Source organism: Lysobacter sp. P5_C4, from assembly GCF_054049695.1.
Window position 1 is genome coordinate 475,215 of record NZ_JBFULX010000001.1, and the last position, 24,557, is coordinate 499,771.

A 24,557-nucleotide genomic window follows, 5' to 3' on the forward strand; every position below is an offset into this window, starting at 1 on the left:
TCCGTGCTTCCCCCCACCACTCCGGGAGTTACCCTGCATGAAAGTCCTCGCAACGACCTGCGCGGTCGGCCTGCTGTCCGCTGCCGTCGCCCTCGCTGTCCAGGCGGCCGCCGCCACCCCGACATCGCGCGACGAACGCGCCGCCACCCACATCACCCGCGCCGGCAACGGACAAGCGCTGACCGCGCCGTCGCAGGCCGCGCCTTCGACCATCGTCTCGAACTTCCTGCGTGGAAAGGGCCACGGCGCCGGGGCCGTCAACGCCTTGCGCGTGCTTTCGGACAAGCCCGACCGCAAGGGCGTCCGCCAACTGCGCATGCAGCAGGAAGTCGGTGGCCTGCGGGTGTATGGCGCTTACGTGAAGGCTGCCGTCGGCCGCAACGGCGCGCTGGTGAGCGTCATCGAAAACCTTGCGTCGATTCCGGCAACGGGCCTGAAGGCCGCGAATGTCGACGAAGCCGCAGCGCTGCGCGTCGCCCTCGTCGCGCGCAACATCCCCGGCGCTGCGCCCGCGCGCTTGCAGAAGATCGGCGCGGCAACGAAGTTCGCGAAAGCGAAGGGTTTCCACGACGGGCCGATCGTCACGCGCGTTGCCGTGCCCCTGTCCGATGGCGGCCTGCAAGTCGGTTTCCTCGTCGAAACCTGGCGCGACGCCGGCAACGACCTCGTCGAAACGCTGGTCTCCGGCGACGGCCGCGTGCTCGACACCAGCCACCGCACCGCGCGCGACGACTATCGCGTCTTCACGGTGGACCCGGAAAAGACGCCGCAGGCGATCATCAGCGGACCGACGAACTGGTTGTTCAACGGCAGCCACCTGAGCGACAACATCACCGGCAACAACGTCCACGCCTATCTGGACACCGACAACAACGGCCTGCCCGATGCCGGCGGCACGCGCGTGTCGGACCGCCGCTTCCTCGCGACATTGGATCCCAGCGTGCAGCCGTCGGTCGGCAACAACCCCGACGTCGCGGTGCAGAACCTGTTTTACCTCAACAACGTGATCCACGATCGCCTGTATGCAGCCGGCTTCGACGAAGCGGCGGGCAACTTCCAACAAAACAATTTTGGCTTGGGAGGCACGGGCAACGACTCCGTGAACGCCGAAGCGCAGGACGGCGGCAGCACCGACAACGCCAACTTCGCGACGCCACGCGACGGCCGCAATCCGCGCATGCAGATGTACCTGTGGTCTTCGCCGCAACCGGACCATCAAGTGATCGCCGGCGGCAATACGTTCGCAGCGCGTCGCGCGGAGTTCTCGCCGCCGTTCACGCCTGCGGGCTTCCAGGGCACGGTCGTCGCCGCGCTCGATGGCGGCGGTGCCAGCAACGCCGATGGTTGCGAGGCACTGACCACCAATGTCGCCGGGCGCATCGCACTGGTCGACCGCGGCACGTGCGACTTCGTCGTCAAGGCGGCCAACGCCGTGGCGGCGGGCGCGGTCGGCCTGATCGTCGCGAACAACCGCGCCGGCGATCCGGTCGTCATGGGCGGCACGGAGCCGCAGATTCCCGCGGTCATGGTGACGCAGGCGGCGGGCGCCACGCTCCGCGCTGCCTCGCCGATCGCAGCGACCATCCGCGTGATCGATCCGCCGCTGATCCGCCGCGACGGCGACCTGGACTCCGACATCGTGTGGCACGAATACGGCCACGGCCTGACTTGGCGCATGATCGGCCGCATGGAAGGCCCGTTGGGCGGCGCGATCGGCGAAGGCATGAGCGACGTGCTCGCGGTCATCGTCAACAACAACGACGTCGTCGCCGAATACTCCACGGGCATCGCGAACGGCCTGCGCACCGAGCCGTATACGAATTACTCGCGCACCTACGGCGACATCACGGGGAGTGAAGTGCACTTCGACGGCGAGGTGTACGGCGCGATCGGCTGGCAGGTGTGGACGAACTTCCAGCAGGCAGGCTTCACTGCCGACCAGACGCTGGCGGTCCTCGTCGATGGCATGAACTACACGCCGGCCGAGCCGACGTTCGAAGACATGCGCGATGGCATCCTCGCCTCGCTGACCAACGTGGGCCAGGAATGCCTGGTGTGGCGTGCGTTCGCCAAATACGGTGTCGGCGTCGGTGCGCATGGCTCGGCGCGCGGAACCAAGGTCGTGATCCGCGAATCGTTCGCGGTGCCCGCGGTTTGCGCCGCGCCGTAAGCGTCCTCGTTCCAGGTAAAGACAACGGCGGCCCGAAAGGGTCGCCGTTCTCCTTGTGAGGGTGGGCGATAATGCGTGCCCGTTCCAGGCCACGCGCTTATGAAAACCCCTGCCGGCCTGCAAGCCCTGCTCGACGATGGCGTGATCGACGCCGTCCTGCGCCAACTCAAGAGCGGCAAGGAAGCGTCGGTCTACGTCGTGCGCTGCGGCGACGAGTTGCGCTGCGCCAAGGTCTACAAAGACATGGCCCAGCGGAGCTTCCAGGCGCGCGCGCAATACCAGGAAGGCCGCAAGGTCCGCGGCAGCCGCCAGGCACGCGCCATGGACAAGGGCAGCAAATACGGCAAGAAAGCCCTGGAAGAAGCCTGGAAGAACACCGAAGTCGATGCGCTGTACCAACTCAGCGCGGCCGGCGTGCGCGTGCCCATGCCGTTCGGTTATTTCAACGGCGTGCTGGTGATGGAACTGGTGGTCGACGGCGAAGGCCACAGCGCGCCGCGCTTGAGCGAAGTGGAACTCGATGCGCAGCGTGCAGGCGAATACTTCGTCTTCCTGGTGCGCCAGGTCGTACGCATGCTGTGCCTGGGCATGATCCACGGCGACCTGTCCGAGTACAACGTGCTGGTGGATGCGCACGGCCCGGTGATCATCGACCTGCCGCAGGCCGTCAGCGCCGCGGGCAACAACCACGCGCGCGCGATGCTGTTGCGCGACGTCAACAAGCTCCGTTCGGCGCTCGCGTTCTTCGCGCCGGACCTCGACATGCTGCATTACGGCGAGGAGATGTGGGCGCTGTACGAGGCCGGCGAACTGCAACCGGACACCGCGCTCACCGGCAAGTTCCACTTCAGCACGCACGAGGCCGACGTGGGCGCGGTGCTGATGTCGATCGAGGATGCGCGACAGGAGGCCGTGATTCGCCAACAGGGGCGGGAAGCGGCGGAAAGCAACGACTGATCTGCCGACGCCATTCAAACGTGGAATGCGGCCGGTATTTCCTGTTCGAGTTGCTTCGTCGACGCAGTGGCGTGCAGGCGTCGCGTGCGGTGGCGCTGGAGCCGCTGCCGAAGGCGGAGAGGGCGACCTCCAGGTGCTGGCGTACGTGCTGGCGCACGTTCCTCCACGCTGGCGACCGGCGGCAACGTTTCCGGCGCGGCGACATCGACCACTTCGACACGCTTCGTGCCCATGAACCGCATCTCGCACTGCACGGGCGCCAGCGGCAGCTCTTTCAACACCGCCTCCACCTGCGCGAGCGCCTGCATGAGCGTCGCCGCCTGCTCCGGAGTGAGGGTGATCGATTCGAGATTTTGTGACATGCGAAACTTCCGCGTCGATGGAGGTGCTGCACTCATCGCATGCGCGGTGCAGCGCGACCATTGCGCCTTGGTGCAATCAGCACCAAGGGGCAATGCCGCGAGCGGAAACAGTCTTTCTCACGACAGCCATCGCGTCGACCTGTCGCCGATGCACCGAGCAGGGGATGGCTCACGCACCGCGGAAAGCAGATCGTACGCAGTTCAATCCACCGTGCGACGTGCGCGGCCGCTCGGTCGCGTACCCGGCGTGCGTCTCCTCGAAGAGGACTGCAGCCATGGGCCAACAGGCAACCACCACGAACGCCGATCCAGCCATTCGTCCCTTCCGTTACGAGGCCTCGGACACCGAACTGGCGGACATGAAGCGTCGCATCAACGCGACCCAGTGGCCCGCGCAGGAGACCGTGGCGGACACTTCGCAGGGCGTGCCGCTCGCGCCGCTCCAGGACCTGGCGCGCTACTGGGCCACCGACTACGACTGGCGCAAGTGCGAGGCCAAGCTCAATGCCCTGCCCCAGTACATGACGCAGATCGACGGGCTCGACATCCACTTCATCCACGTGCGTTCGAAACACGCCGGCGCGCTGCCCGTCATCATTTCGCACGGATGGCCCGGCTCGATCATCGAGCAGATCAAACTCATCGGCCCGCTCACCGACCCGACGGCCTTCGGCGGCAGCGCGGACGATGCCTTCGATGTCGTGATTCCGTCGATTCCCGGTTACGGATTTTCGGGCAAACCGACGACGACCGGCTGGGATCACGCCCGCATGGCGCGCGCATGGGTCGAGTTGATGAAGCGACTGGGATACACGCGATTCGTCGCGCAGGGCGGCGACGTCGGCGGACAGATCACGGACGCCATGGCGGTCCAGGCGCCGAAAGAACTCGTCGGGATGCACACCAACTTCTTGTTCGCGCTTCCGGAAACCATTTCGAACACGATCCAGGCCGGCGCACCGCCGCCGTCGGACATCACCGACCAGGAGCGGAGCGCGCTCGCGAAGCTGCAGGGCTTTTTCGTCAAGAACGCCGGCTATGCGATCGAAATGGCGACGCGCCCGCAAACGCTTTACGGACTTGCCGATTCTCCCGTCGCGCTCGCGGCGTGGCTGATCGACCATGGCGACGGCGACGACCAGCCGGCAGCGACGGTGCTCGCGGCGATGCGCACGCCGACCGCGGGACAGCCGCCGGAGCGGCTGACGCGCGACGACGTGCTCGACAACATCACGCTGTATTGGCTGACGGGCACCGGGGTCTCTTCGGCGCGTAGCTACTGGGACAACAAGCCGCCGTATTTCGGTCCGAAGAAATTCTCGATCCCGGCGGCGTTCACGGTCTTCCCCGGCGAGATCTACCAACCCTCGCGGCGTTGGGCGGAGGGCGGCTATCCGAGCCTGGCCTACTTCAACGAGGCGCAGAAGGGCGGGCACTTCGCAGCGTGGGAAGAGCCGCTACTGTTCGCGTCGGAAATGCGCGCGGCGTTCAAATCCTTGCACTAGCAGCCGACGCGGTGTGCAGAAAGAACCGCACCATTTCCGCGGAGGCATCGGGCCCCTGCGGATCGGTGTAAGTCCCCTCGACGCTTCCGCCCGACCATGCGTGCCCTGCACCATGGATCTGCCAGGACTCGACCAGCACATCGCCACGCGTCGTGGTGTAAGTGGAGCGCGTATAGCGCCGGCCGGCGCCCTCGCCCTCGCTCACATGTTTCTCCGGCGCGAGCACCGCCGCTTCCCCGATGGCCTGCCGCACGAGCGTGTCGGCATTGCGCGGGGCCACGGTTATGTCGCTGTCGCCCTGGAACACGATCAGCGGGGTGACCGCGGCCGGTGTTCGCGGGGGTACGTCGTCGTTGGAGGCGTAGGCGACATCGCGTCCGCCCATGGCCGCAAAGGCGGAAGGGACATCATGGGCCGCGCGATACGGCAGCCCGGAGTGGGAGCCGACAGCTGCGAAGACATCCGGATAGGTCGCGCCGAGGATCACCGCCATGGCAGCGCCCGCCGACAGACCGGCCACGTACACGCGTTCGGTATCGACGGCGTAGTTGCGCGCGATGTCCTGGGCCAGGGCGGCGAGCAGCGCGGGCTCACCACCCTCCCGTGTTTGATCGCCCGGCCGGAACCAGTTCCAGCATTTGGAACCGTTGGCATTCGCGCTTTGCGCCGGATAGGCCACCAGGAATCCATGCTGCTCGGCGAGCGCGTTCATGCGCGTGCCGGCCGCAAAATCATCGGGCGACTGCGTGCAGCCGTGGAGCATCAACAACAGCGGCATTTGCGCATCCGCGCGGTATTGCGTCGGCACGTAGAGTTTGTAGCGGCGCTTTCCGGCCGTATGGACGAATGCATGCTCCAGGAATGTCCCTGGCAGTGGTGTGGCGCGCTCGTGTCGAGGCGCGCGCTCGGCTCGCCCGGGAGGCGCGGTCGCAGGCAAGCCCGAAAGGCCGGCGGCAGCCAGCGCATCGTCGATCGTTTTGCCGATTTGCGCCTGCAATGCATCGGGGTCGGGCCGGGCGAGCGTGGCTGATTTGCGGGCGAAAAGCTTGCTGAGAAAAGACAATGGGATTCCAGGACGTGGCGGTATTGGTGCGATGCACCATCGCCACGATGGCGTTCCTCGCGTGAGCCGCGCATGACGGGTCACGCGCCCGCTGGATTGCAGTAGTGCTGGCAGGCAGTCCATCGGTGCCGGGAGGCGATTGCGCATCCCGGCAATGGGTCACCCGGTGGACTGCTTCGCTCGCGGCAACGCGTCTAGTAGGGACATTCGGGCCCGTTGTACGACAACGCCGACGGATTGGCCGGCGACGACACGCCGTTGCTGACATCCGTCAGTTTGATGTCGGTGAAGACAACGGAGACCACGCTCACGTGCTGGTACTTCGGACAGACCAGCGAGCTTTCGGGTGCCGGAATGATCAGGGTGTCGCTGATCTTCCCGTTCTTGTCGACGCTGAAGGTGCCGCTGACGTGCACGTTGTACAACACTTCTTCCTTGGCGCCCGGGCGCGGGCAAACGTTGCCGCTCTTGACGCACTGGTAGTGGGCGCCGGCTGTTGCGCTCGCAACGTAAGTGATGCCGTTGCCGGTGTTGCCCAGGCCGACTTCCGCCCAGTTCACGATGACCTTGGGCGATCCGAGCCTGGCGCTGGGCGCGCGCAGGAAGTGCGGGCGGCCGCCGCCCACGGCTGCCGTCGCGACGACGGTCATTGCAAGCAGGCACAGCCTGAGTTTGGTCTGCATGTCGTCCTCCGTTGCCGCGCCGGAAGGCGGCTTCAAACAGATAGAACGACGGGATCGCGCCGCGCGACTCCCCCAACCGGGTGGGGTTAACCCGACCCGGGTGGGTTTGCCTGCTTTTTCGTCGTTACGCCGCGTGTGTCACGGGCACTCGGACGCGTTGTACGTCAGGGCCGACGGGTTGGTCGGCGAGGACAGACCATTGGTCACATCCGTCAAGGTGATGTTGGTGAAGACGACCGAGACCACGCCCACGACCTGACCGCTCGGGCACACCAGGTTGGAGGGCGGGGCCGGGATGATCAGGGATTCGGAGATCCTTCCGTTCTTGTCGACGTCGAAGGTGCCGCCCACGGAGACGTTGCCCAACACGTCCGCCTTGTTCGACGCGGCCGGGCAATTGTTGCCGCGATTGACGCACTGGTAGCGGGCGCCGGCCGTGGCGCTCGCGGTGTAACTGACGCTGTCGACGCTGCCGAGGCCGACTTCGGTCCATCGCACGATGACCTTGGGCGATCCGAGCGAAGCGCTGGGGGCGCGCAGGAACTTGGGGTTGCCGGCGAGGGCCACCGTCGCGATGAGGGCCAGGCCGATCAGGCATGGCGTACGTTTGATCTGCATTTCGTCCTCCGTTGGCTACCAACCAGATAGAACGACGAAATCGCGCGGTTCGACTCCCCCAAAGCGGTGTGACTAACCCCGCGTCACGTGCCCGGCTTCGGCACGTCGATCCGGATCTTCGCAAGCTGGTCGGGTGCGTAACCGATCTGGCGCAGGAACGGCAGCCAACGCGGATCGTCGCGCAGCGAGTCGGTCAGGACGTCGAAGGCCACCGACGTGGCCGCGGGGTCGTGGAGTTCCGCGGCCTTGTCCAGCCACTGGAAGGCGGCGTCGCGGTCGACGCGATAGGCGTACGCCAACGCGACCAGCGTGGGTTGCTGGTCCCCATACGCCCTGATGAGCCCCTGCAGGGCCGCATTGGATTCCTTCGTGCGGCCGAGGGCGTGGAAGGCCAGCGCGCGCACCTGGAGCCGCGAGGCTTCATCCGGCTCGCCGGCGATCTCGCGCAACGCGCCGGCCGCGTCGCCCTTCCCCACCAGCAGCGAGACGGCGATGCCGTTGCGTGCGCCGACGAAGGCGGGGCTCAGGCGCAGCGCGGTGCGGAAGTCGTCGATCGCCGCGTCCCATTGCCGCGCGTAGTAACGGGTGATGCCGCGATTGTTGTAGGCGGTCGGGTTCGCCGGATCGTGCGCGACGCGGTAGTCGTACAGCGGCAGCGCATCTTCGAAGCGACCCACGTTGCTGAGCAGGATGCCGAGCGTGTTGATGGCGACCAGGTTGTTCGGTTCGATCTGCAAGGCGCGCTTGTTGTAATCGGCGGCGGCCTGCGCGTCGAAGTCGAAGTCCGCGGCCAGGCGCGCCAGGCCGGTGATGGCAATGACGTTGCGCGGGTCGATGCGCAGCGCCTTGTCCAGCGCCTCGCGCGCCAGCTTCGCCGCATCCGCCGGCGGCATCTCGCTGTAGATGGACTGGTTGATGTAGACGCGCCCCAGGCCCGCCCACGCGCGCGCTTCGTTCGGCGCGATGGACAGTGCCTGCTTGAACACGAGCAGCGCCTGCGCGCGCCCTTCCTTGCTCTGCTGGTCGAGCAGCGCCTGCGCCTGGAGGACCAGCGCGTAGACCCGCGGATCCACGGGCGTGACGGTGGGCGCCTTGAGCAGTTTGATCTTCAGTTGGTCCACGACCGACGCGGCGATCTCGTCCTGCACCTGGAAGATGTCGTCGAGGTTGCGATCGTAGTTCTCCGACCAAAGTTGCGCGCCGTCGGTGGCGCGGACCAATTGCACCGCGATGCGCACGCGGCTGCCCGCCTTGCGTACGCTGCCCTGCAGAATCGAGGCCACGTGGAGGCGGCGCGCGATCTCCGGCACGGGCAGGTCCTGGCCCTTGAAGGCAAAGCTCGAGGTGCGCGCGATCACGCGCAATTCCGGCACCTTGTTCAGCACGTTGAGCAGTTCTTCGGAAATACCGTCGGAGAAATACTGTTGCTGCTTGTCGCTGCTCAAGTTCTCCAGCGGCAGCACGGCGATCGAAGGGTCCTTTTCGATCGTCGGGATGTCGGTGCCCTGGGTCGCCACGGAGGCGACGGCTTCGGACGTCGTGCGCACGGTCTGCCAGAGCCACGCGCCGCCCACGATCACGAGGATCGCGATCAGCATGACCTCCACGCGCGTGACTTTCTGTTGGCCGCGCTCGCCCTGGAACCAGGCGATGACCAGCGTGAGGAAGAACCCGAGGACCGCGAGCGCCACGCCCACGCGCATGGGCACGGCCGACCAGCCGTAGGTGCCGGCCAGCAGGCCGACACCCTGCAACAAGGCCCACGCGACCGCCGTGTAGCCGAGCACCCATTGCGCGACCTTGCGTTTGCGCAACTGGCGGATGCTCAACATGTGGTTGCCCGATGGCTCATTCGGGCAACACGTCCCCGCTCCCGCCCAGGTGGGTCTCTTTCATCGCGAGGCTCCTTGGGGGATCAGGGAAGGAAACGCAACCGGCGGCGCAAATGGGCCGTCCTGGCCGCCGGACGCAAGCCCGCGCGTGCGTTGCGGCGGCATTGCGTGAAGTCGCCGTTGTCAGCGATCTTTGCGCGGTCGGATCTGCAAAGTCGTGAAAAGGAGAGTCATGGCCAAGGTTTTCGTGAACATCGGGCTGAGCCTCGATGGCTACATGGCGCCGGAAGGAATGACCCTGGAGAACTGGCAGAAGCCGGAGCTCTGGGGCGCGAAGTGGGGTGCGTTGATGGGCTGGCTGCTCAAACAGCAGGCCTTCCGCGAGAGCCACGGGTTCGGGCCCGGCGGAGAGACCGGTCCGGTCAATGACCTGGTGCACCAGACCATGGAGCGCATCGGCGCCAACATCATGGGCAAGCGGATGTTCGAGCAGGGCGAGGCGTCATGGCCGGAGGAGGCGCCGTTCCACACGCCGGTTTATGTGCTGACGCACGAGAAGCGCGCGCCATGGGTGCGGCCAGGTGGGACGACGTTTTATTTCGTCAACGAGGGACCCGAGCGTGCGCTTGCGCAGGCGAAGGCAGCTGCGGGTGGAAAAGACATTCGCATCTCGGGCGGCGCAGACGTCGTGCAGCAGTACTTGAACCTGGGCGTGGTCGACGAGCTGGAGATCGCGTTGGCGCCGGTGATGTTCGGCGGGGGCAGGCGGCTTTTCGAAAACCTTTCGGGGCCGGTGCCCAGGTTTCGCATCGACAAGGTGACCGAGGGTTCGGGCGCTACGCATTTGCGTTATGTGCGTGAGTAAGTCCTGGCAAAGGGCGTTCCACCATCATTGGCGCGCAGTCGATCAGCCCTGAAGTCGAAAATGGCTCGAAAAGCTGCGCTCGACGCCACTGCGCGGATCCACGAACGAAAGGCGCTTCGCCAGCAGTTGCAAGGGCGCCGCGTAATCGCCTTTCGCGCGGTGGCGCAGTGACGGATAGAGCGCGTCATTGGCGATCGGCGCGCCCAGCGCGGCCATGTGCACGCGCAACTGGTGCTTGCGGCCGGTGATCGGTGTCAATGCATAACGCCAGTACGCATCGCCGCGCGCGATGACGTCGATCCGGGTTTCGCTGTTCGCCGGGCCTTCGATCTCCTGCATGCGGAAGAACGGGTCGCCGGCGACGATGCGGCTGGAACGTGTGCATGGGAATTGAACATCGGGCAGCGCTGGCGCGATTGCCTCGTAGTGTTTTTCGATGAGGTGCTTGCGAAACAGCGCCTGGTAACGGGCGCGGCTCTTCGGGTTGGTCGAGAACAACACCAAACCCGCGGTCTCGCGGTCGATGCGGTGCAGTGGCGCCAATGCAGCGTTCCCGGTTCGACGGATCAGGCGCCCCAACAAGGTTTCGTGGACATGCGCACCGGTGGGCGCGACCGGCAGGAAATGCGGTTTGTCAGCCACGAGCAGGTCGGCGTCGGCATGCAGCACGACGTCTTCGAATGGGATGGGCGCCTCGTCCGGAACTTCACGGTAGTAATGGATTTCGCGCCCGACGCGATACGGGGTTTCCGGCGTCAGCGAGTTCCCGGCGCTGTCCACCACCCGCCCGCGCGCCATGCGCTCCAGCCATTGGGCGCGCGTGACCGCCGGGAAACGCTCGCACAGGCAATCCAGCACGGTCGGCCATGGACCCGGCGGTAGTTGCAGGGTGCTTGCGGGCAATCCATCGAGGGTGGGAGGACGGTTGCGCATCCGGGCAGTGCGCGTGGCGCGCTAGGCCGCGCGCGCGCTGCGCGAAATGATATCGAGCGCGACCGCTTCGGCCGTGCGGATGCCATCCACGCCGGCCGACAGGATGCCCCCCGCATACCCTGCGCCTTCGCCCGCGGGGAACAACCCGCGCGTGTTACGGCTGTGCCCGTCCTCGCCGCGCGTGACGCGCACCGGCGAGGACGTGCGGGTTTCGACGCCGGTCAACACCGCGTCGTGCATCGCGAAGCCGCGGATCTGTTTGTCGAAGGCCGGTAGCGCTTCACGGATCGCGGCGATCGCGTAGTCCGGCAGCGAGGGCGCAAGGTCGCCCAGGCGCACGCCGGGTTTGTAAGAAGGAAGCACGCCGCCGAATGCGCTCGAGGCGCGGCCCTTGAGGAAGTCGCCCACCAGTTGCCCCGGTGCTTCATATTCGCCGCCACCGAGTTCGAACGCACGCGCTTCCCAGTGCCGTTGCAGTTCGATGCCGGCGAGCGGGCCTTCGCCGTACGCCGCGTAATCCTCCGGCGTGATGCCGCACACGATCGCCGCATTGGCGTTGCGCTCGTTGCGCGAATACTGGCTCATGCCATTGGTGACCACGCGCCCGGGCTCGCTGGCCGCGGCGACCACGGTGCCGCCGGGGCACATGCAGAAGCTGTACACCGAGCGCCCGTTGCGGCAGTGGTGCACGAGTTTGTAATCGGCCGCGCCGAGCAGCGGATGCCCGGCCTGCGGGCCGAAGCGCGCGGTATCGATCAGCGATTGCGGATGTTCGATGCGGAAGCCGATCGAGAACGGCTTGGCTTCGAGGAACACACCGCGTGCATGCAGCATCGCGAAGGTGTCGCGCGCACTGTGGCCCAGCGCGAGGATCACGTGGTCGGCGCGCAATTGTTCGCCGCTCTCTAGCGTCACGCCGCGCACGTGGCGCGTGCCATCGCAGTCGGTGTCGACCAGCAGATCATCCACGCGCTGGCTGAAACGGATTTCGCCGCCCAGCGATTCGATCGTCGCGCGCATCTGCTCCACCATCGCCACCAGGCGGAACGTGCCGATGTGCGGTTTGCTGACGTAGGCGATTTCCTCCGGCGCGCCCGCCTTGACGAACTCGTCGATCACCTTGCGCCCGTAATGCTTCGGGTCGCTGATCTGGCTCCACAACTTGCCATCGGAGAACGTGCCTGCGCCGCCTTCGCCGAACTGCACGTTGGACTCGGGGTCGAGCACCTTCTTGCGCCACAGGCCCCAGGTGTCCTTGGTGCGTTCGCGCACGGCCTTGCCGCGCTCGAGGATGATGGGCCGGAAGCCCATCTGCGCGAGCACCAGGCCGGCGAACAGGCCGCACGGGCCCATGCCGATGACCAGCGGGCGGAGGGGAAGGTTGTCGGGTGCGCGCGCGACGAACTTGTAGTGCGTGTCCGGCGTGGGCATCACCTTGCCGCTTTCCCCGGCGTGCGCGAACTGCGCGGATTCTGCATCGCGTTGCAGGCGCCGCAGGATGTCGGCTTCGCGCGGGGTGTCGACGTCGACCGAATAGATCAGCACGATCGCGCCGCGCCGGCGCGCGTCGTAACTGCGCCTGGCGACGGTGAAGCCGGTCAACTCGTCCGCGGCGATGCCGAGTCGCGCCAGGATCGCCTCGCGCAATGCCGGCTCGGGGTGGTCCAGCGGCAGCTTGAGGTCGGTCAGTCGCAGCATGCGGTGCATTCGAAGGCGGGGTCGGTGGCCCGCATTTTAGGCGGGGGGAACCCGATAACATCTTCATCTGGCTGATCGGCGATACATTTCCTGCGAAGGCCCGCCATGCACGCACTGACATTCTCGCGATTCGGGGGACCCGAGGTCCTGGAATGGACCGCCCTGCCCGACCCGCAGCCCGGGCCCGGCGTGGCCGTGGTGCGCACGCAAGCGATCGGGCTCAACTTCGCCGACATTTATCGCCGCCAGGGCCGCTACCATCTGGCCGGGTCGCCGCCGTGGATCGCCGGTTACGAGGGCGCGGGGGTGATCGCGGCGCTGCACGCGCAGGATATCGGCGGCGCATTTGCCGTCGGCCAGCGTGTCGCGTTCGCCGACTGTGCCTTCGCGAACGCCGAGCAGGTGGCGGTGCCGCTGGAGCGGTTGATCGCGTTGCCCGACGACATCGATGCGGAGACGGCGGCCGCGTTGTTGTTGCAAGGCCTGACGGCGCAGTTCCTGCTCGAAGACAGTCATGCCGTGCAGGCCGGCGAGACGTTGTTGGTGCACGCGGCCGGTGGCGGTGTCGGGCAGTTGTTGGTGCAGTTGGCGAATGCGAAGGGGGCGCGTGTGATCGCGCTCGCTTCGTCTGAGGACAAGCGTCGTTCCGCGCTCGCGGGCGGTGCGCTGCATGCGCTGGATTCTGGCGCTGGGTGGGTGGAGCGCGTGCGCGCCCTGGTGCCCGACGGCGTCGACGTGGTGTACGACTCGATCGGGCGCACGCTCGGGGACAGCATGGCGCTGGCACGGATCGGCGGCACGGTGGTGTTCTATGGCATGGCGGCGGGCGATCCGGATCCGGTGGAGCCACGGGTGTTGATGGATCGTTCGTTGACGTTGGTCGGCGGGGATTTGTGGAACGTGTTGACGACGGCGCAGGTGCGGCAGCAGCGCGCCGATCGGTTGTTCGCTGCGGTGCGCGCGGGGCAATTGCGCGTGGCGATCGCAGCGCGTGTTCCGTTGCGCGAGGGGGCGCGGGGGCATGCGATTCTGGAAGGGCGCGGGAGTGCCGGGAAAGTGTTGCTGATTCCGTAGTGGCTTCGGGGCGGAAGCGTGCCTCCATCATTGGCTTGGTTCGCAGGGTCGAACAAGTCCAAACCGGGCTTGTAGACAGCACTGCTGCCGCCGAAGGCACCCAGGACGCTGTGGAAGATGTTGTCGTCGCCGAAGGGCGCCTTTGCGCGCATGTCCTCGGCGGACACCTGCCTGGATGCACTGAACCCGGGAGACATCCATACGATCAACGGCACGACGCGCTGGACATCGGGCGCTATCGCATTGGGGACACCATGCAGGTAAAGGCCGTGTTCTCCCAAGGACTCGCCGTGGTCGGAGATGTAGAGCATGGTGGAGGCGCTTTCCGGAATCTCCCGCAAGAGCTTGATCGTTTCGGCCAGCACGTGGTCCGTGTAGAGGATCGTGTTGTCGTAGGCATTGACCAGCGAGGCCTGGCTGCACGCGCCCAGGTCCACCGATTGGCAGACCGGTTGGAATCGCGCGAATGCCGGCGGGACCTTGCGGTAGTAAGTCGGGCCGTGGCTGCCTGCCAGGTGAAGCACCACGAAGATGCGCCGCGACGTGGCGTCCGTCAGCATGTCCTGGAGGCCATGAAGCAGCACCTCGTCATGGTCGAGGGACTCGCAACCAGTGCCGGTGCAGGTCTTGCGGATGTCGTCCGCACGCTGGTACAGCCCGACTTTCACCGGCGGCTCGCCCCAGTTGTTGGACCGCCAGATGACCCACACGCCGTGGCGCTGCAGGTAATTCGGCAGGGTTTCCTGGGTGACACGCGCCGGCGCATCACGCCCCATGGACGACAACATGCAGCGGATCGCCGCGATCGTGTACGTGGCACATGTGTGCGCGTCGGGCAGCGCGATCACGCCGGCCCTGGCGAGTTCGGGATTCGTGTCCCTGCCGTAGCCATAGAGGGAGAAGTTGCTCGCGCGCGCCGATTCGCCGATGACCAGCACGACGATCGTCTTGCGCCCGGGATGGGCGTCGGCGAAGTGTAGTGGCGGCAATGGCGCCTGCTTACGATTGGCAGTTGCCGTGTCTTCCCACATGCGGGCCGAGTTTGCGAGGTAGGCCCACGGCAACATCAACCCGCCCAGTGGCCTGGCATGTTTGTCGAACCAGAACCATGTGGACGAACCTGCATACACCACGATGCATCCGAGCACGCCGGCGATCACCAGCAAGCGCAGGCGCCTGGGCCGGGTGTAATCGAAGATCGCCGTCCTGGCGACGATCCATGCGGGGAGCAAACCCAACACGAGCAGGTAAGCGACGAGTTTGGGATGGAAGAGATCGAAGGCCTCCCCGCGGTCGACGTCGAAGACGTTGGCCATCATCGTCTTGTCGAGCATGACGTTGTAGGTGTCGATGAAATACAACGCGAGGGCATTGCCGACGAGCAGGACGATGCACACCGCTTTCATCGCCCTGAGGGACAGCAGCGACACCGCGGTCAGCGTCATCACCATGAGCACCGCCTGCACGACGGTCAGGACCAGCACATCCAATATCCCCGACCAGGTGTCGGCATGCAGCGTGGACAGCGCGTAGGAATACAGCGGCCATCCGAACAACAACAGATTCGCGGCGGTGAACGCTGCAACGAACGTCCTGTAGCGGCAGCTGAAAAAGCCGTTGGGAAACGACCGGTTCATGCACTCGCCCGAAGGCACGGCATCCCGTTCACCGGCACTCGAAATCGTCGGCGCCCACCGGCCTGCAGCCGTCGCCCCACTTGCCCGTTTTCCGCCAGTAATCGACCACGCCCATCTCGATCAGCAGGCGCTTGAATTCGGGGTGGCTGCGCAGCCGGGAATACGGCTCGATCCACAAATTGAAGTAATCCGTGTAAACCATGCTGCCGTTCCGGAAGCCCTCGCGGCTTTCCAGGGATCTGCGCAGCGCAACCGCGGCCAGGTCGGCGTCGCCCAGTGCATCGGCCAGGAACGCTTGCAGGAACACCGACGCGCCGTCACCGCCATAGACCGGATCTTTGGCCGCCCTGCGCAGGATGGCCAGCATGGCGTCGCGGTCGTGCAGCACGGGGCGCAGATCGCGGAAGAACGGCAGACGGTAAATCTTGTCGTCACTGTGCAGCAGTTGGCGATGGAGATCCTCCAGCGCTTCGGGCGCAGCGTCCTTGCCCGCCAGCGTGCGCGCGAAGGCGACTTCGGCGGGTCCGACGGGGTTGCCCTCCAGCGCCAGGCTGCGCCGGTACTCGGTTGCCGATTCCGGGAAGCGGCGAGCGGCGATGTAGTCGTACTGCAGGTCGCGGGAAAGGAACATCATCTGCGGCTCGATGGTCCGCAATCGCTCGACCAACTCCATGGTCTCCTCGAGGTGGCCCACGGCGAAGATCAGGTTGATGTAGGGAAACCAGTGCTCGTAGGTCAATGGTCCGCCGTCCATGATTTCCTTGGCGACGGCGATGGCTTCCGCCCGCTTGCCCTCGCGCCACAGGCGGTAGGCGCGTTCGCGCTTCGCGATCCAGCTCTCCGGCGCCATTTTGGCGATGCGCAGATAGATTTGATCTGCTTCATCGCGCAGTTGCGCAGCCTGCACATCGTCGACATCGTCGGCGAGGCCACGCAACGATGTCGCCAGCGCATCCCAGCCAAGGACGAAATTCGGGTCGAACGTCACCGCCTCACGCGACAGCGCAATGCGCTGGCGGTCGTGTTCTGCGTCGAAGTTGTCGGAGAGGAACAGCTGGCGCCAGCGCAGGAAGCGGTCGTAGGCATCGACGTTGGTGGTGCCGCCCTGCGCGCGGTTGAGCATGACCGCGTCGAGTTTGACGGACAGCGCCTGCGTCACGTCGCGGGCGACCTGGTCCTGCATCGCGAAGATGTTCTTCAGTTCCGTGTCGTAAGTCTTCGTCCACAGGTGAAAGCCGTCGTCGGCCTTGATCAGCTGTGCGGTGACCCGCAGCCGGTCGCCGGATTTGCGCACGCTGCCTTCCAGCACGTGCGCCACGCCGAGCTTGCGGCCGATCTCCACGATCGGCGTGTTGGTGCCCTTGAACGAGAACGCCGAGGTCCGCCCGGTGACCTTGAGCTGGCGGACGCCGGCCAGCAGGTTGGTGATCTCCTCCGACAGGCCGTCGGCAAGGTACTCCTGGTCCTTGTCGGCGCTCATGTCGACAAACGGCAGCACGGCGATCGACGCGTCCGGTGACGTGCGCCCGACATCCGGTCGCCCGGTGCCGAACTTGCCCCAGACAACTCCGCCAAGGACGAGCACGAGCAAGCCGATGATGACGAAGTGGCGTTTGCGGCCGTCCGTGTCGGATGCGGATGGGGGCCCGACCTGCCGCCAATGGTAGGTGGGAACGTAGTGCCCCTTGGGCAGGCTGATCCCGACCGGGTCATCGATACCCTGCTCGCGGTAATAGTCGGCGAGCCGGTCGCGCAGGCGCCGACCCTGTACGCGCACGATCGTGTCCTGGCGCGGATCGAAGTCGCCGCCACGGTCGAACACTTCCACGCCGAGGGTGTATTCCTTGAGCCGGCCCGCCTCGCCGGCAAGCGCGTGCTCGACCACGTAACGCAGCATCCGTTCCTGGCTCGGGGCATTCGAGAACAGCGGGCTGGCCAGGATCTTCGCCAGCTGCAGGCGGATGGCCTCCTGGTCCGGTTCCCCATCGTCGTGTGAGGCCATGCCGGGCTGCTTGTTCATGTCGCTCCGCCGCCACGCGCCTCATTGGTAACGCCGCGAAGCGGCTGCGCAGGTCACGGTGACTTTACCCCGTGTCACTTCCGCGGACGGGGTTGCCGGCGGTGGGATGCGATCACACCCGCTCCCTGGAGAACCGTCATGAGAACCCACCCACATGTCCTCACGTCATTCGTGGCGGCAGTGGTGTTCGCCGTGCTTGTGATGCCCGCGAGTGCGGGAACCACGCAGGTCTCCGGCATCGGCGTGTTCAACAGCGCGTGTCAACCGCCGGTCGGGAGTCCACCCGCCAATCCGGGGGATTACCCTCCGATCGATCTCTCCGGGAGCCTGGATGGCTGCTGGTACACGTACGTCTCCGCCTCCAGGTTCAACCCGAGCGGCACGTATGTCGAGCAAGGATCCGAGATCTTCGTCGGCTGCCTCAACGGCACGGCGTGCGGAACATTCGAGACGACCTACACCTTCACGGCGAAGTACACGGACGACACGTTCGCGGAGGAAATCCACGGTCGTTGCCATCACCCCATCGTGGGCGGCACCGGGGACTTTGCGGACGCCAAGGGTTCGATCAACTTCAAGGACGACGTCGTCAACTTCAAGTTCGACTACAAGGGGCACGTCAGCCTCAGCCTCACGCCGCCAACTGTGCAGGATGCGGCAAAGGGACTTGCCGTCGTTGCGCCTGCCCGCAGCGGTTGCTAGAGGCAGGGTGCCGGTTGCGTTGCAACAACCGCACCGTGTCGCCGCGTCTGACTTGACCCCGGTTGGGCAAGCCCACCAGAGCCCCCTACCCCTTGCTGTAAGGTACCTCCCGTGTGCAGGGGGCTCGCCAACAGGGGGCAGTCGGACGCATGAGCGGCAATCTGTTCGCCGAACTGAAGCGGCGCAAGGTCATCAAGGTCGGCGCCGTCTACCTGGTGTCTGCTTGGCTGGCCGTGCAGGCCGCAAGCATCGGATTCCCCGCCTTCGACGCTCCGTCGTGGGCGCTGCGCGTCTTCATTCTCGTGGCGCTGCTCGGCTTCCCGGTCGTGCTCGTGCTGACGTGGGCGCTCGATCTCACGCCCGAGGGGATGCGGCTCGACGCATCGCCGGTCGGGAACAAGCGCGTCCTCGCGGTTGCCATCGGCCTGAGCGTGCTGGCGTTGGGTTGGTACTTTGTCGGCCAGCCGAGCGTGCGGCCCGGTCAATCCGTCGTCGACGCGAATGCGGCACCGGCGCTCGACGACAAGTCGATCGCAGTCCTCGCCTTCACCGACCTCAGCCCGAAGCACGACCAGGAATATTTTTCCGACGGCATGTCGGAGGAAATCCTCAATGCGCTTGCGCAGATCCGGGATCTACGGGTGGCCGGGCGGACGTCGTCGTTTTCCTACAAGGGCCGCAACGTCGACCTGCGTACCATCGGCAAGTCGCTCGGTGTCGCCCATGTGCTCGAAGGCTCGGTGCGCACGCAGGGCGATCGCGTTCGCATCACCGCGCAACTCGTTCGCAGCGCCGATGGCATCCATTTATGGTCGAAGCAGTACGACGGCGACCTGTCGGATGTTTTCAAGTTGCAGGACCAGATCGCGCATGCGATCGCGGACGAGCTGCAGGTGACGTTGATCGGCGAACAAAAGTCCCGTCTGGTCGCTGAATCCACGACCAGTCCCGAGGCCTACCAGTTGTACCTGCGCGCCACGCAAGTCATGAACAAGCGCGACTACGCGCACGCGAAGGACGCGATCGACTGGCTGGAACGTGCCATCGCGCTGGATCCGAAGTTCGCGCGTGCGCACGCGCGGCTCGCGCTGGTGCAGATGGTGGTGAATGTCCGCGACCCGCAGCGTGGTGTTCAAGCCGAGCGGCACGCGCGTTCTGCGATGGTGTTGGACCCCACGTTGGCCGAACCGGTCTACGCGCTCGGCCTCGAAATGTGGCGCTACGAGCGGCGCTTCGCGGAGGCACGCGCGTTCCTCGATCGCGCAGTGCAGATGCAGCCGCAGGATGCGTCGGCCCACATGTACCTGGGGCAATGGCTGATCGTCACCGGTTACACGCGGCAAGGGATCCAGGCACTGGACCGCGCGATCGCGATCGATCCGATGTTGCCGAACGCGGTCAACTGGCGCGCCTATCAGTACATGTACGCCGGCGATCTCGCCAAAGCGGAGGTGCTGTTCACGCAGACCGATGCGCTCGGCCTGTCGCTCGCCAAGTCCGGCCTCGGCGAAGTCATGCGGCAGCGCGGCGACATCGCCGCAGCCCGGCGGTTGATGGCCGTCGCGCTGAAACAGAACCCGACGACGTGCGGCAACCCTGCGCCGGAGAAGTACGACGCGCTGCTTGCGGGTGTGATCGGCGGTGACGGCAATGCCCGGGCGCGCGCGCTGCGGATCATCGAAGACTGCCTCGCAACGAAGCCCGCGATCGTGCCCGCATGGACTGTCGTTTCGCTCATCCGGCTTGGGGAATACGCGAAGGGGCTGGCGTTGTTCGCCGGGCCTGTGTCGCAGGACGATACGGGCATCGTCTTCCGCATCTGGTCGCCGGAAGATGCACCCATGCGTCGCTTGCCGGCGTTTCCCGAGGTGGCTCGGCGCATCGGGTGGGTGGATGCATGGGAGCAGTACGGTGCACCGGATGCGTGCACGCGGGTTGCAGCGCGTGAGTACCGTTGCCGATAAATCGCCGGCCCGCCGTCAACGCCAGGGGCGCGCGCATCCGGCGAAGGCCGAATGGGTGAAATGGCCTTGCTGCGGCGGCTGACCTTGCACAGGCCCCCTCCACGTTTGCTCCCCCAGTGGACGATGGAGCCGCCCATGTCCTTCCTCGCAGAGTTGAAGCAACGCCGGGTCGTTCGCGTGGCCATGGTCTACCTCGTCGTCGCCTGGGTGGCGATCCAGGCGGCTTCGATCGCGTTGCCCGCGTTCGATGCACCGGCGTGGACGCTGCGCGTCGTCATTCTCCTCTTCGCACTCGGCCTTCCGTTCGCCCTTTTGCTGACATGGGCGTTCGATTTGACGCCCGAGGGCGTCAAGCTCGCCACAAGCTCGGTTGGCAACAAACGGATCGTCGGTATCAGCCTCGGGCTGGTGGTGCTGGCGCTCGGTTGGTACTTCTACGGACAACCCGCGCTGCGCAACGGGCGCACGATGGCCGAGCGATCGGTCGCCGTGTTGCCCTTCGTCAACATGAGCGGCAATCCCACGAACGAGTATTTCTCCGACGGCCTGGCGGAGACGACGCTCGACATGCTCGCTCAGGTTCCCGACCTCAAGGTCATCGCGCGAAATTCGTCCTTCGCGTTCAAGGGAAAGACGACCGACATGCGAGAGATCGGCCGGCAACTGGGCGCCGCGCATCTGCTCCAGGGCAGCGTTCAACAGGTGGGCGGGAAGGTGCGCATCACCGTGCAGTTGGTCCGCGCGAAGGACAATGCGCAAATCTGGTCGAAGCGTTACGACAGGCGTCTCGACGACGTATTCCAGATCCAGGATGAGATCGCCGCATCGGTCGTCGAAGCGCTGTCGCTCCAGTTGCCGGCCTCGACGCAGAAGCGGCTCGTGCGCAGGCGCACCGACAGCCTCGCCGCTTACGATGCTTTCCTGAGAGGCATGGCTTTGCTGCCGCGACGCGACGTTCCCGAAATGCGGCGAGCGCTCGTACACTTCGAACACGCGATCCGGGTCGACCCGACGTTCGCGCGCGCGTACGTCGGAGCGCACGATGCCCTGCTCCTGCTCGAGATCTACGGCGACATCAGCGAGGCAGAGCGTCGCGCGCGGCAGGGTTATCTCGAGCGCGCGCTGCAACTTGCCCCGGATCTGGGCGAGGCAGAAGTCGCCCGGGGCGCCTCGCTGGAAATGGACAACGATCTGGAAGGCGCGGAACGCGCGTATCGACGCGGCCTGGCGCTTGCGCCGGGTTACGCGACCGGTTGGCAGCGGTTTGCCGAATTGCTCTCGTATCGCATGGGACGCTGCGAGGAGGCCATGCGGTACTTCGACCAGGCGCGCGCGCTCGACCCACTCTCCCCGATCATACGCAGCACGCACGCTTTTGCACTCGGCTCGGCAGGACGCCTGGAGGAAGCACTCGCCGAGATCAACCAGCTCATCGCCGAAGAGCCGAACATGGCGCGGAGCTATGGCAATCGCAGCGCCATCCACGTCGCGCGCGGCGATCTCGTATCGGCCCTGCACGATTTCCAGCGCCTCGAGCAGATTGCGCCAGAGGCCTTCGGCCTGCGCGTGGATCGTTGCTTCACGCTCATGAACTTCGGTGCACTGGATGCGGCCGACGCGTGCCTGCGACCACTGGCCGCGCGCGTGCCGAACCACCCGGCGGTCGGGGTCGCGCAAGCGCGGCTATCGGCCCTGCGCGGAGACTGGAAGACAGCGCATGCGCTCGTTGCGCGGCTGCCAGACGGCGCGGGCGATGCGTACGCCGCCGCCTTCGCCATGCGCATGGGGGATCATGCGACGCTGATCGGGCTCGAGCGCAGGCAGCACCCGCGGTGGTTCGACGCGCCGCCGGGCGGTGTCTACCCAACCGAGGCGAACGAGGCGCTGGAGACTGGGAACGCGATGCTGCTGGGCGGGGATCGCGTGCGCGGCGAAGGCTTGGTGCGCGCGGCGATGGCAACGGTTGCGAATCGTCCCTACGCGGCCGTGATCGGGGGTCGCGCATGGACGCAGGTGGAAGGGAACCAGCACCTGGGCAATCACGAGGCGGCCTTGCGCGCCTTGCGGCAGGGTGTGGACGCCGGATTCTTCCAGGGGATCGCCGACCTCGACTGCGACCCGTTGCTCGCCGCGTTGCGCAAGGACCCCCGTTACGGCCGCACGATCGCACCCGCCCGGGCAAAGGCGGCCGCGCAGGTGCAAGCCGCGCGTGCCGCAGGCTTGCTTTAGGTCAGTCATTCAACGCTGCGAGCATGCCTTCGGCGACGGCACACTCGTCATTGGACGAGCAGGCTGCTGAGCACCTCGACTTCGGTCTGCTGCACTGCCGACTGGTGGCTTGCGTCCGTGGCCCTCGGCAGCGTGCAGCTCACCCGGAAGGTGTAGTTGGCGATGGCGATCATCCCGTCGGCTTGGGTCCACTGCAGCACTTGAATGCCCGGGAAGGAGCCGACCGAGGACTTCACCGGGTAGGTGTTGGTGCTGGCGAAGCCGTTGTTCTCGACGATCGCCTTCAGCGTGCAGCTGACGCTCGCGGTGCTGCTGCGGTCGATGACGAACACGCGAACGGCCTGGGGAGCACCGGCGTAGTTCGCGCCCTGCTTCACGGGCACGGTGTCCGCTGGGCAGTAGACGGTCGCGGTCGTGGTCGTGCTGATGTTGCGCACGCCTTCCGACAGGTTGTAGGCCAGCTTTGCTGAGTCGCCGGGCCTGGGCACGCAGTTGAGGCCGGCATGAACATGCAGGTCGGTGCTGGTGACGGAGGCGGCGCGGGCTTCGCCGGCAGATAGAACGATGGCCAACGCCAGGAGGGACGCGGCTGGACCGATGGTGCGCTTCATGGCAACTCCTCGCCGATTCGGCTAGGGCGTGCAGAAGTCGTAGGGCTCAAGACAAATGGAACCCCAAAAAGTTTCGTACACCTGTGGATTTTCTGAGTCAAGCGCCCGAGAGAGTCATCTCCAGCCGCTGTAGCGCCACTCCATCATTGGCGCGCCGCCCGAACGTGGTGAGTTCCAAATTTTTTTGGGAAAAAAATTTGAAACTCCCCACGCTGGGGCATCACCTTGCGGGTCGCTTCGATCGGGGGGCGCTCGCGCCGTCACTGGGGGCTGCAAAGCTAGCTTTGCAGGTAGCCGATCGTTATTGGGACTGCGAAGAGCGGGTGCAGCTGAAAGTTGCTTGGGGCCGCTTTCGACCCAAAGCGGATATTCGCGCTTTCATCTTGGCGTGCCCATCTGGCACGATCGGCCGGCCATGCAGATTGCCGACAGCCAACTCGATGAATCTTCCTTGGCGGCGCTAGGCGCCGAGGCCCTCGCGCTGCTCTCGACCATTTCGCGCGTGCTCCCTTTTGGCGTGATCTTGGCTTTAACGAGTTGCGCGTCGGTCTACGGATTCACCTGGAATTATGAGCCTTCGTCGATTGCTGACCGAATGGGGATGCATGGCTGTGCGATATCGGTCCCTTTAACCTCGAACCAAGTTATCGAAGGCTCCAAGCTGATGGGCAACCCCTCTCCAGAAACGCATGGCGGGTGGATAACCATGAGCGCCGAATTTCGGGAAGGAGATCAATTGCGGTATGTAAATTGCTCCGGAGTCGAGGAAACGACGGGCACAGATTTTTATGCCTTGATTCGAAATGACGTGGTGATTCTTAAGTTTGCCCCGATGCTCTACTAAGACTTGGCGCGCCACCGTAGGTCCGGCGAGTGAATGTCCGCTTCTGGCCGACAGCGGACGCTTGACGGCGGCTGTGGTCCAGGCCAACGCTGTTCGCGAACCGACCCGATATGGACTTGCCCATGACTCCCAATCCTGCGTACGTCGCCGCCGTCCAAGACAGCGTGCACGGAGCGCCCTATCCCCACCTCATCGGAATGACGATCGCCGCGCTCGCCTTCGACAGCTGCCGGATCGAGCTGACGCTGGGCGAGCGCCATATGCAGCCGTTCGGGATCGTGCATGGGGGCGTGCTCGCCACACTGATCGACACGGCGACGTTCTGGGCCGGGTTCATGCGCCTGCCTGAGGACGCCGGCCTCGTGAACGTCGACCTCAAGCTCAACTACCTCAAGGCAGTAGCGGGCGGCAAGCTGCGCGCCGACGGACGCTGCCTACGGGCGGGCCGGCAGATCAGCTACGCCGAGGCCAGTGTGTTCGACGAAGCCGGCGAACTGATTGCGCACGGCACCTCGACCCTGATGGCCTTGCCCGGGAAGGGCCTGAAGATCGACGTAGCAAAGTTCTTGCCGCAGGCGTAACGGAGCAAGCTAAAAAACCGCCAGCTTCGTCTACGCGAGTGCGTTGCATCCTCGCGCCCCGTCACCCCGCCAACGCGCGCACATTCGCAGCACCCGGCCTCGTCCGCGAGGCCATTGTTATGGCGCCTTTACATCCCTTAAAAATCGCCAACGACCCGCCGCCCCATCTTGAAAACACGGCCAGCAGCGCTATTTTCCCGCGCGGATGG

Annotated in this window: 19 protein-coding genes and 1 pseudogene; 10 read left to right on the forward strand and 10 right to left on the reverse strand. The window is 65.7% G+C overall.

Features of this window, described 5'->3' with window-relative positions; translation table 11 throughout:
* Positions 1-37: 37 nt before the first annotated feature.
* Together ACXJJ8_RS02200 and ACXJJ8_RS02205 are read left to right on the forward strand one after the other, a co-directional pair.
* Positions 38-2,170 carry a M36 family metallopeptidase gene (locus tag ACXJJ8_RS02200; RefSeq protein ID WP_499026625.1) on the forward strand — a complete coding sequence of 711 codons (2,133 nt, stop codon included), beginning with the start codon at positions 38-40 and terminating at the stop codon, positions 2,168-2,170.
* A gap of 99 nt (positions 2,171-2,269) precedes the next feature.
* Positions 2,270-3,127, forward strand: a complete 858-nt coding sequence (locus tag ACXJJ8_RS02205) for a PA4780 family RIO1-like protein kinase (RefSeq protein ID WP_499026627.1) — start codon at positions 2,270-2,272, stop codon at positions 3,125-3,127.
* A 14-nt stretch (positions 3,128-3,141) separates the two neighbouring features.
* Here the strand turns inward: ACXJJ8_RS02205 and ACXJJ8_RS02210 are convergent, their stop codons facing one another.
* Positions 3,142-3,489 (reverse strand): hypothetical protein, encoded by a 348-nt coding sequence (locus ACXJJ8_RS02210; RefSeq protein WP_499026628.1) that lies wholly within the window; start codon positions 3,487-3,489, stop codon positions 3,142-3,144.
* 275 nt (positions 3,490-3,764) lie between these two features.
* Between ACXJJ8_RS02210 and ACXJJ8_RS02215 the strand changes: the two genes are divergently transcribed.
* Positions 3,765-4,994, forward strand: a complete 1,230-nt coding sequence (locus ACXJJ8_RS02215; RefSeq protein WP_499026630.1) for an epoxide hydrolase family protein — start codon at positions 3,765-3,767, stop codon at positions 4,992-4,994.
* Here the strand turns inward: ACXJJ8_RS02215 and ACXJJ8_RS02220 are convergent.
* The 4 genes from ACXJJ8_RS02220 to ACXJJ8_RS02235 form a co-directional block, all read right to left on the reverse strand.
* Positions 4,978-6,057, reverse strand: coding sequence for an extracellular catalytic domain type 1 short-chain-length polyhydroxyalkanoate depolymerase (locus ACXJJ8_RS02220; RefSeq protein WP_499026632.1), 1,080 nt, complete (start codon positions 6,055-6,057; stop codon positions 4,978-4,980). The genes ACXJJ8_RS02215 and ACXJJ8_RS02220 overlap by 17 nt on opposite strands.
* Before the next feature lie 194 nt (positions 6,058-6,251).
* Positions 6,252-6,740 carry a hypothetical protein gene (locus ACXJJ8_RS02225; RefSeq protein ID WP_499026633.1) on the reverse strand — a complete coding sequence of 163 codons (489 nt, stop codon included), beginning with the start codon at positions 6,738-6,740 and terminating at the stop codon, positions 6,252-6,254.
* A gap of 138 nt (positions 6,741-6,878) precedes the next feature.
* Entirely contained in the window at positions 6,879-7,358 is a 480-nt protein-coding gene (locus ACXJJ8_RS02230) for a hypothetical protein (protein ID WP_499026635.1), read from the reverse strand.
* 83 nt (positions 7,359-7,441) lie between these two features.
* The gene (locus ACXJJ8_RS02235) at positions 7,442-9,190 is read right to left on the reverse strand and encodes a tetratricopeptide repeat protein (RefSeq protein ID WP_499026636.1); all 1,749 of its coding nucleotides are present in this window, start codon (positions 9,188-9,190) and stop codon (positions 7,442-7,444) included.
* 232 nt (positions 9,191-9,422) lie between these two features.
* Here ACXJJ8_RS02235 and ACXJJ8_RS02240 point away from each other — a divergent pair, with 232 nt between their 5' ends.
* Positions 9,423-10,055 (forward strand): dihydrofolate reductase family protein, encoded by a 633-nt coding sequence (locus tag ACXJJ8_RS02240; RefSeq protein WP_499026637.1) that lies wholly within the window; start codon positions 9,423-9,425, stop codon positions 10,053-10,055.
* Between the two features lie 42 nt (positions 10,056-10,097).
* Here the strand turns inward: ACXJJ8_RS02240 and ACXJJ8_RS02245 are convergent, their stop codons facing one another.
* Positions 10,098-10,988, reverse strand: coding sequence for a pseudouridine synthase (locus ACXJJ8_RS02245; protein ID WP_499026638.1), 891 nt, complete (start codon positions 10,986-10,988; stop codon positions 10,098-10,100).
* 21 nt (positions 10,989-11,009) lie between these two features.
* Positions 11,010-12,686 carry an NAD(P)/FAD-dependent oxidoreductase gene (locus ACXJJ8_RS02250; protein ID WP_499026639.1) on the reverse strand — a complete coding sequence of 559 codons (1,677 nt, stop codon included), beginning with the start codon at positions 12,684-12,686 and terminating at the stop codon, positions 11,010-11,012.
* Between the two features lie 105 nt (positions 12,687-12,791).
* Here ACXJJ8_RS02250 and ACXJJ8_RS02255 point away from each other — a divergent pair, with 105 nt between their 5' ends.
* Complete coding sequence (locus tag ACXJJ8_RS02255) at positions 12,792-13,760, forward strand: quinone oxidoreductase family protein (RefSeq protein WP_499026641.1); 969 nt, start codon at positions 12,792-12,794, stop codon at positions 13,758-13,760.
* A 59-nt stretch (positions 13,761-13,819) separates the two neighbouring features.
* On the opposite strand, the pseudogene eptA reads toward ACXJJ8_RS02255, so the two are convergent.
* Positions 13,820-15,397, reverse strand: a pseudogene (gene eptA / locus ACXJJ8_RS02260) (phosphoethanolamine--lipid A transferase EptA); the annotation flags it as partial.
* 28 nt (positions 15,398-15,425) lie between these two features.
* On the reverse strand, positions 15,426-17,417 hold the full coding sequence (locus ACXJJ8_RS02265) for a hypothetical protein (RefSeq protein ID WP_499026642.1): 1,992 nt from the start codon (positions 17,415-17,417) through the stop codon (positions 15,426-15,428).
* Positions 17,418-17,555: 138 nt separating this feature from the next.
* On the opposite strand from ACXJJ8_RS02265, the gene ACXJJ8_RS02270 reads away from it, so the two are divergent.
* The 3 genes from ACXJJ8_RS02270 (at position 17,556) to ACXJJ8_RS02280 (ending at position 22,312) form a co-directional block, all read left to right on the forward strand.
* Positions 17,556-18,119, forward strand: a complete 564-nt coding sequence (locus ACXJJ8_RS02270; RefSeq protein ID WP_499026643.1) for a hypothetical protein — start codon at positions 17,556-17,558, stop codon at positions 18,117-18,119.
* Between the two features lie 149 nt (positions 18,120-18,268).
* Positions 18,269-20,083, forward strand: a complete 1,815-nt coding sequence (locus ACXJJ8_RS02275; RefSeq protein ID WP_499026644.1) for a tetratricopeptide repeat protein — start codon at positions 18,269-18,271, stop codon at positions 20,081-20,083.
* Between the two features lie 135 nt (positions 20,084-20,218).
* Positions 20,219-22,312 carry a hypothetical protein gene (locus ACXJJ8_RS02280; protein ID WP_499026646.1) on the forward strand — a complete coding sequence of 698 codons (2,094 nt, stop codon included), beginning with the start codon at positions 20,219-20,221 and terminating at the stop codon, positions 22,310-22,312.
* Between the two features lie 47 nt (positions 22,313-22,359).
* Here ACXJJ8_RS02280 and ACXJJ8_RS02285 read toward each other — a convergent pair whose 3' ends face one another.
* The gene (locus tag ACXJJ8_RS02285) at positions 22,360-22,923 is read right to left on the reverse strand and encodes a hypothetical protein (RefSeq protein WP_499026648.1); all 564 of its coding nucleotides are present in this window, start codon (positions 22,921-22,923) and stop codon (positions 22,360-22,362) included.
* A 415-nt stretch (positions 22,924-23,338) separates the two neighbouring features.
* Here ACXJJ8_RS02285 and ACXJJ8_RS02290 point away from each other — a divergent pair, with 415 nt between their 5' ends.
* Entirely contained in the window at positions 23,339-23,767 is a 429-nt protein-coding gene (locus tag ACXJJ8_RS02290) for a hypothetical protein (RefSeq protein WP_499026649.1), read from the forward strand.
* A gap of 122 nt (positions 23,768-23,889) precedes the next feature.
* The gene (locus tag ACXJJ8_RS02295; protein WP_499026651.1) at positions 23,890-24,348 is read left to right on the forward strand and encodes a PaaI family thioesterase; all 459 of its coding nucleotides are present in this window, start codon (positions 23,890-23,892) and stop codon (positions 24,346-24,348) included.
* The last annotated feature ends 209 nt before the right edge of the window (positions 24,349-24,557 follow it).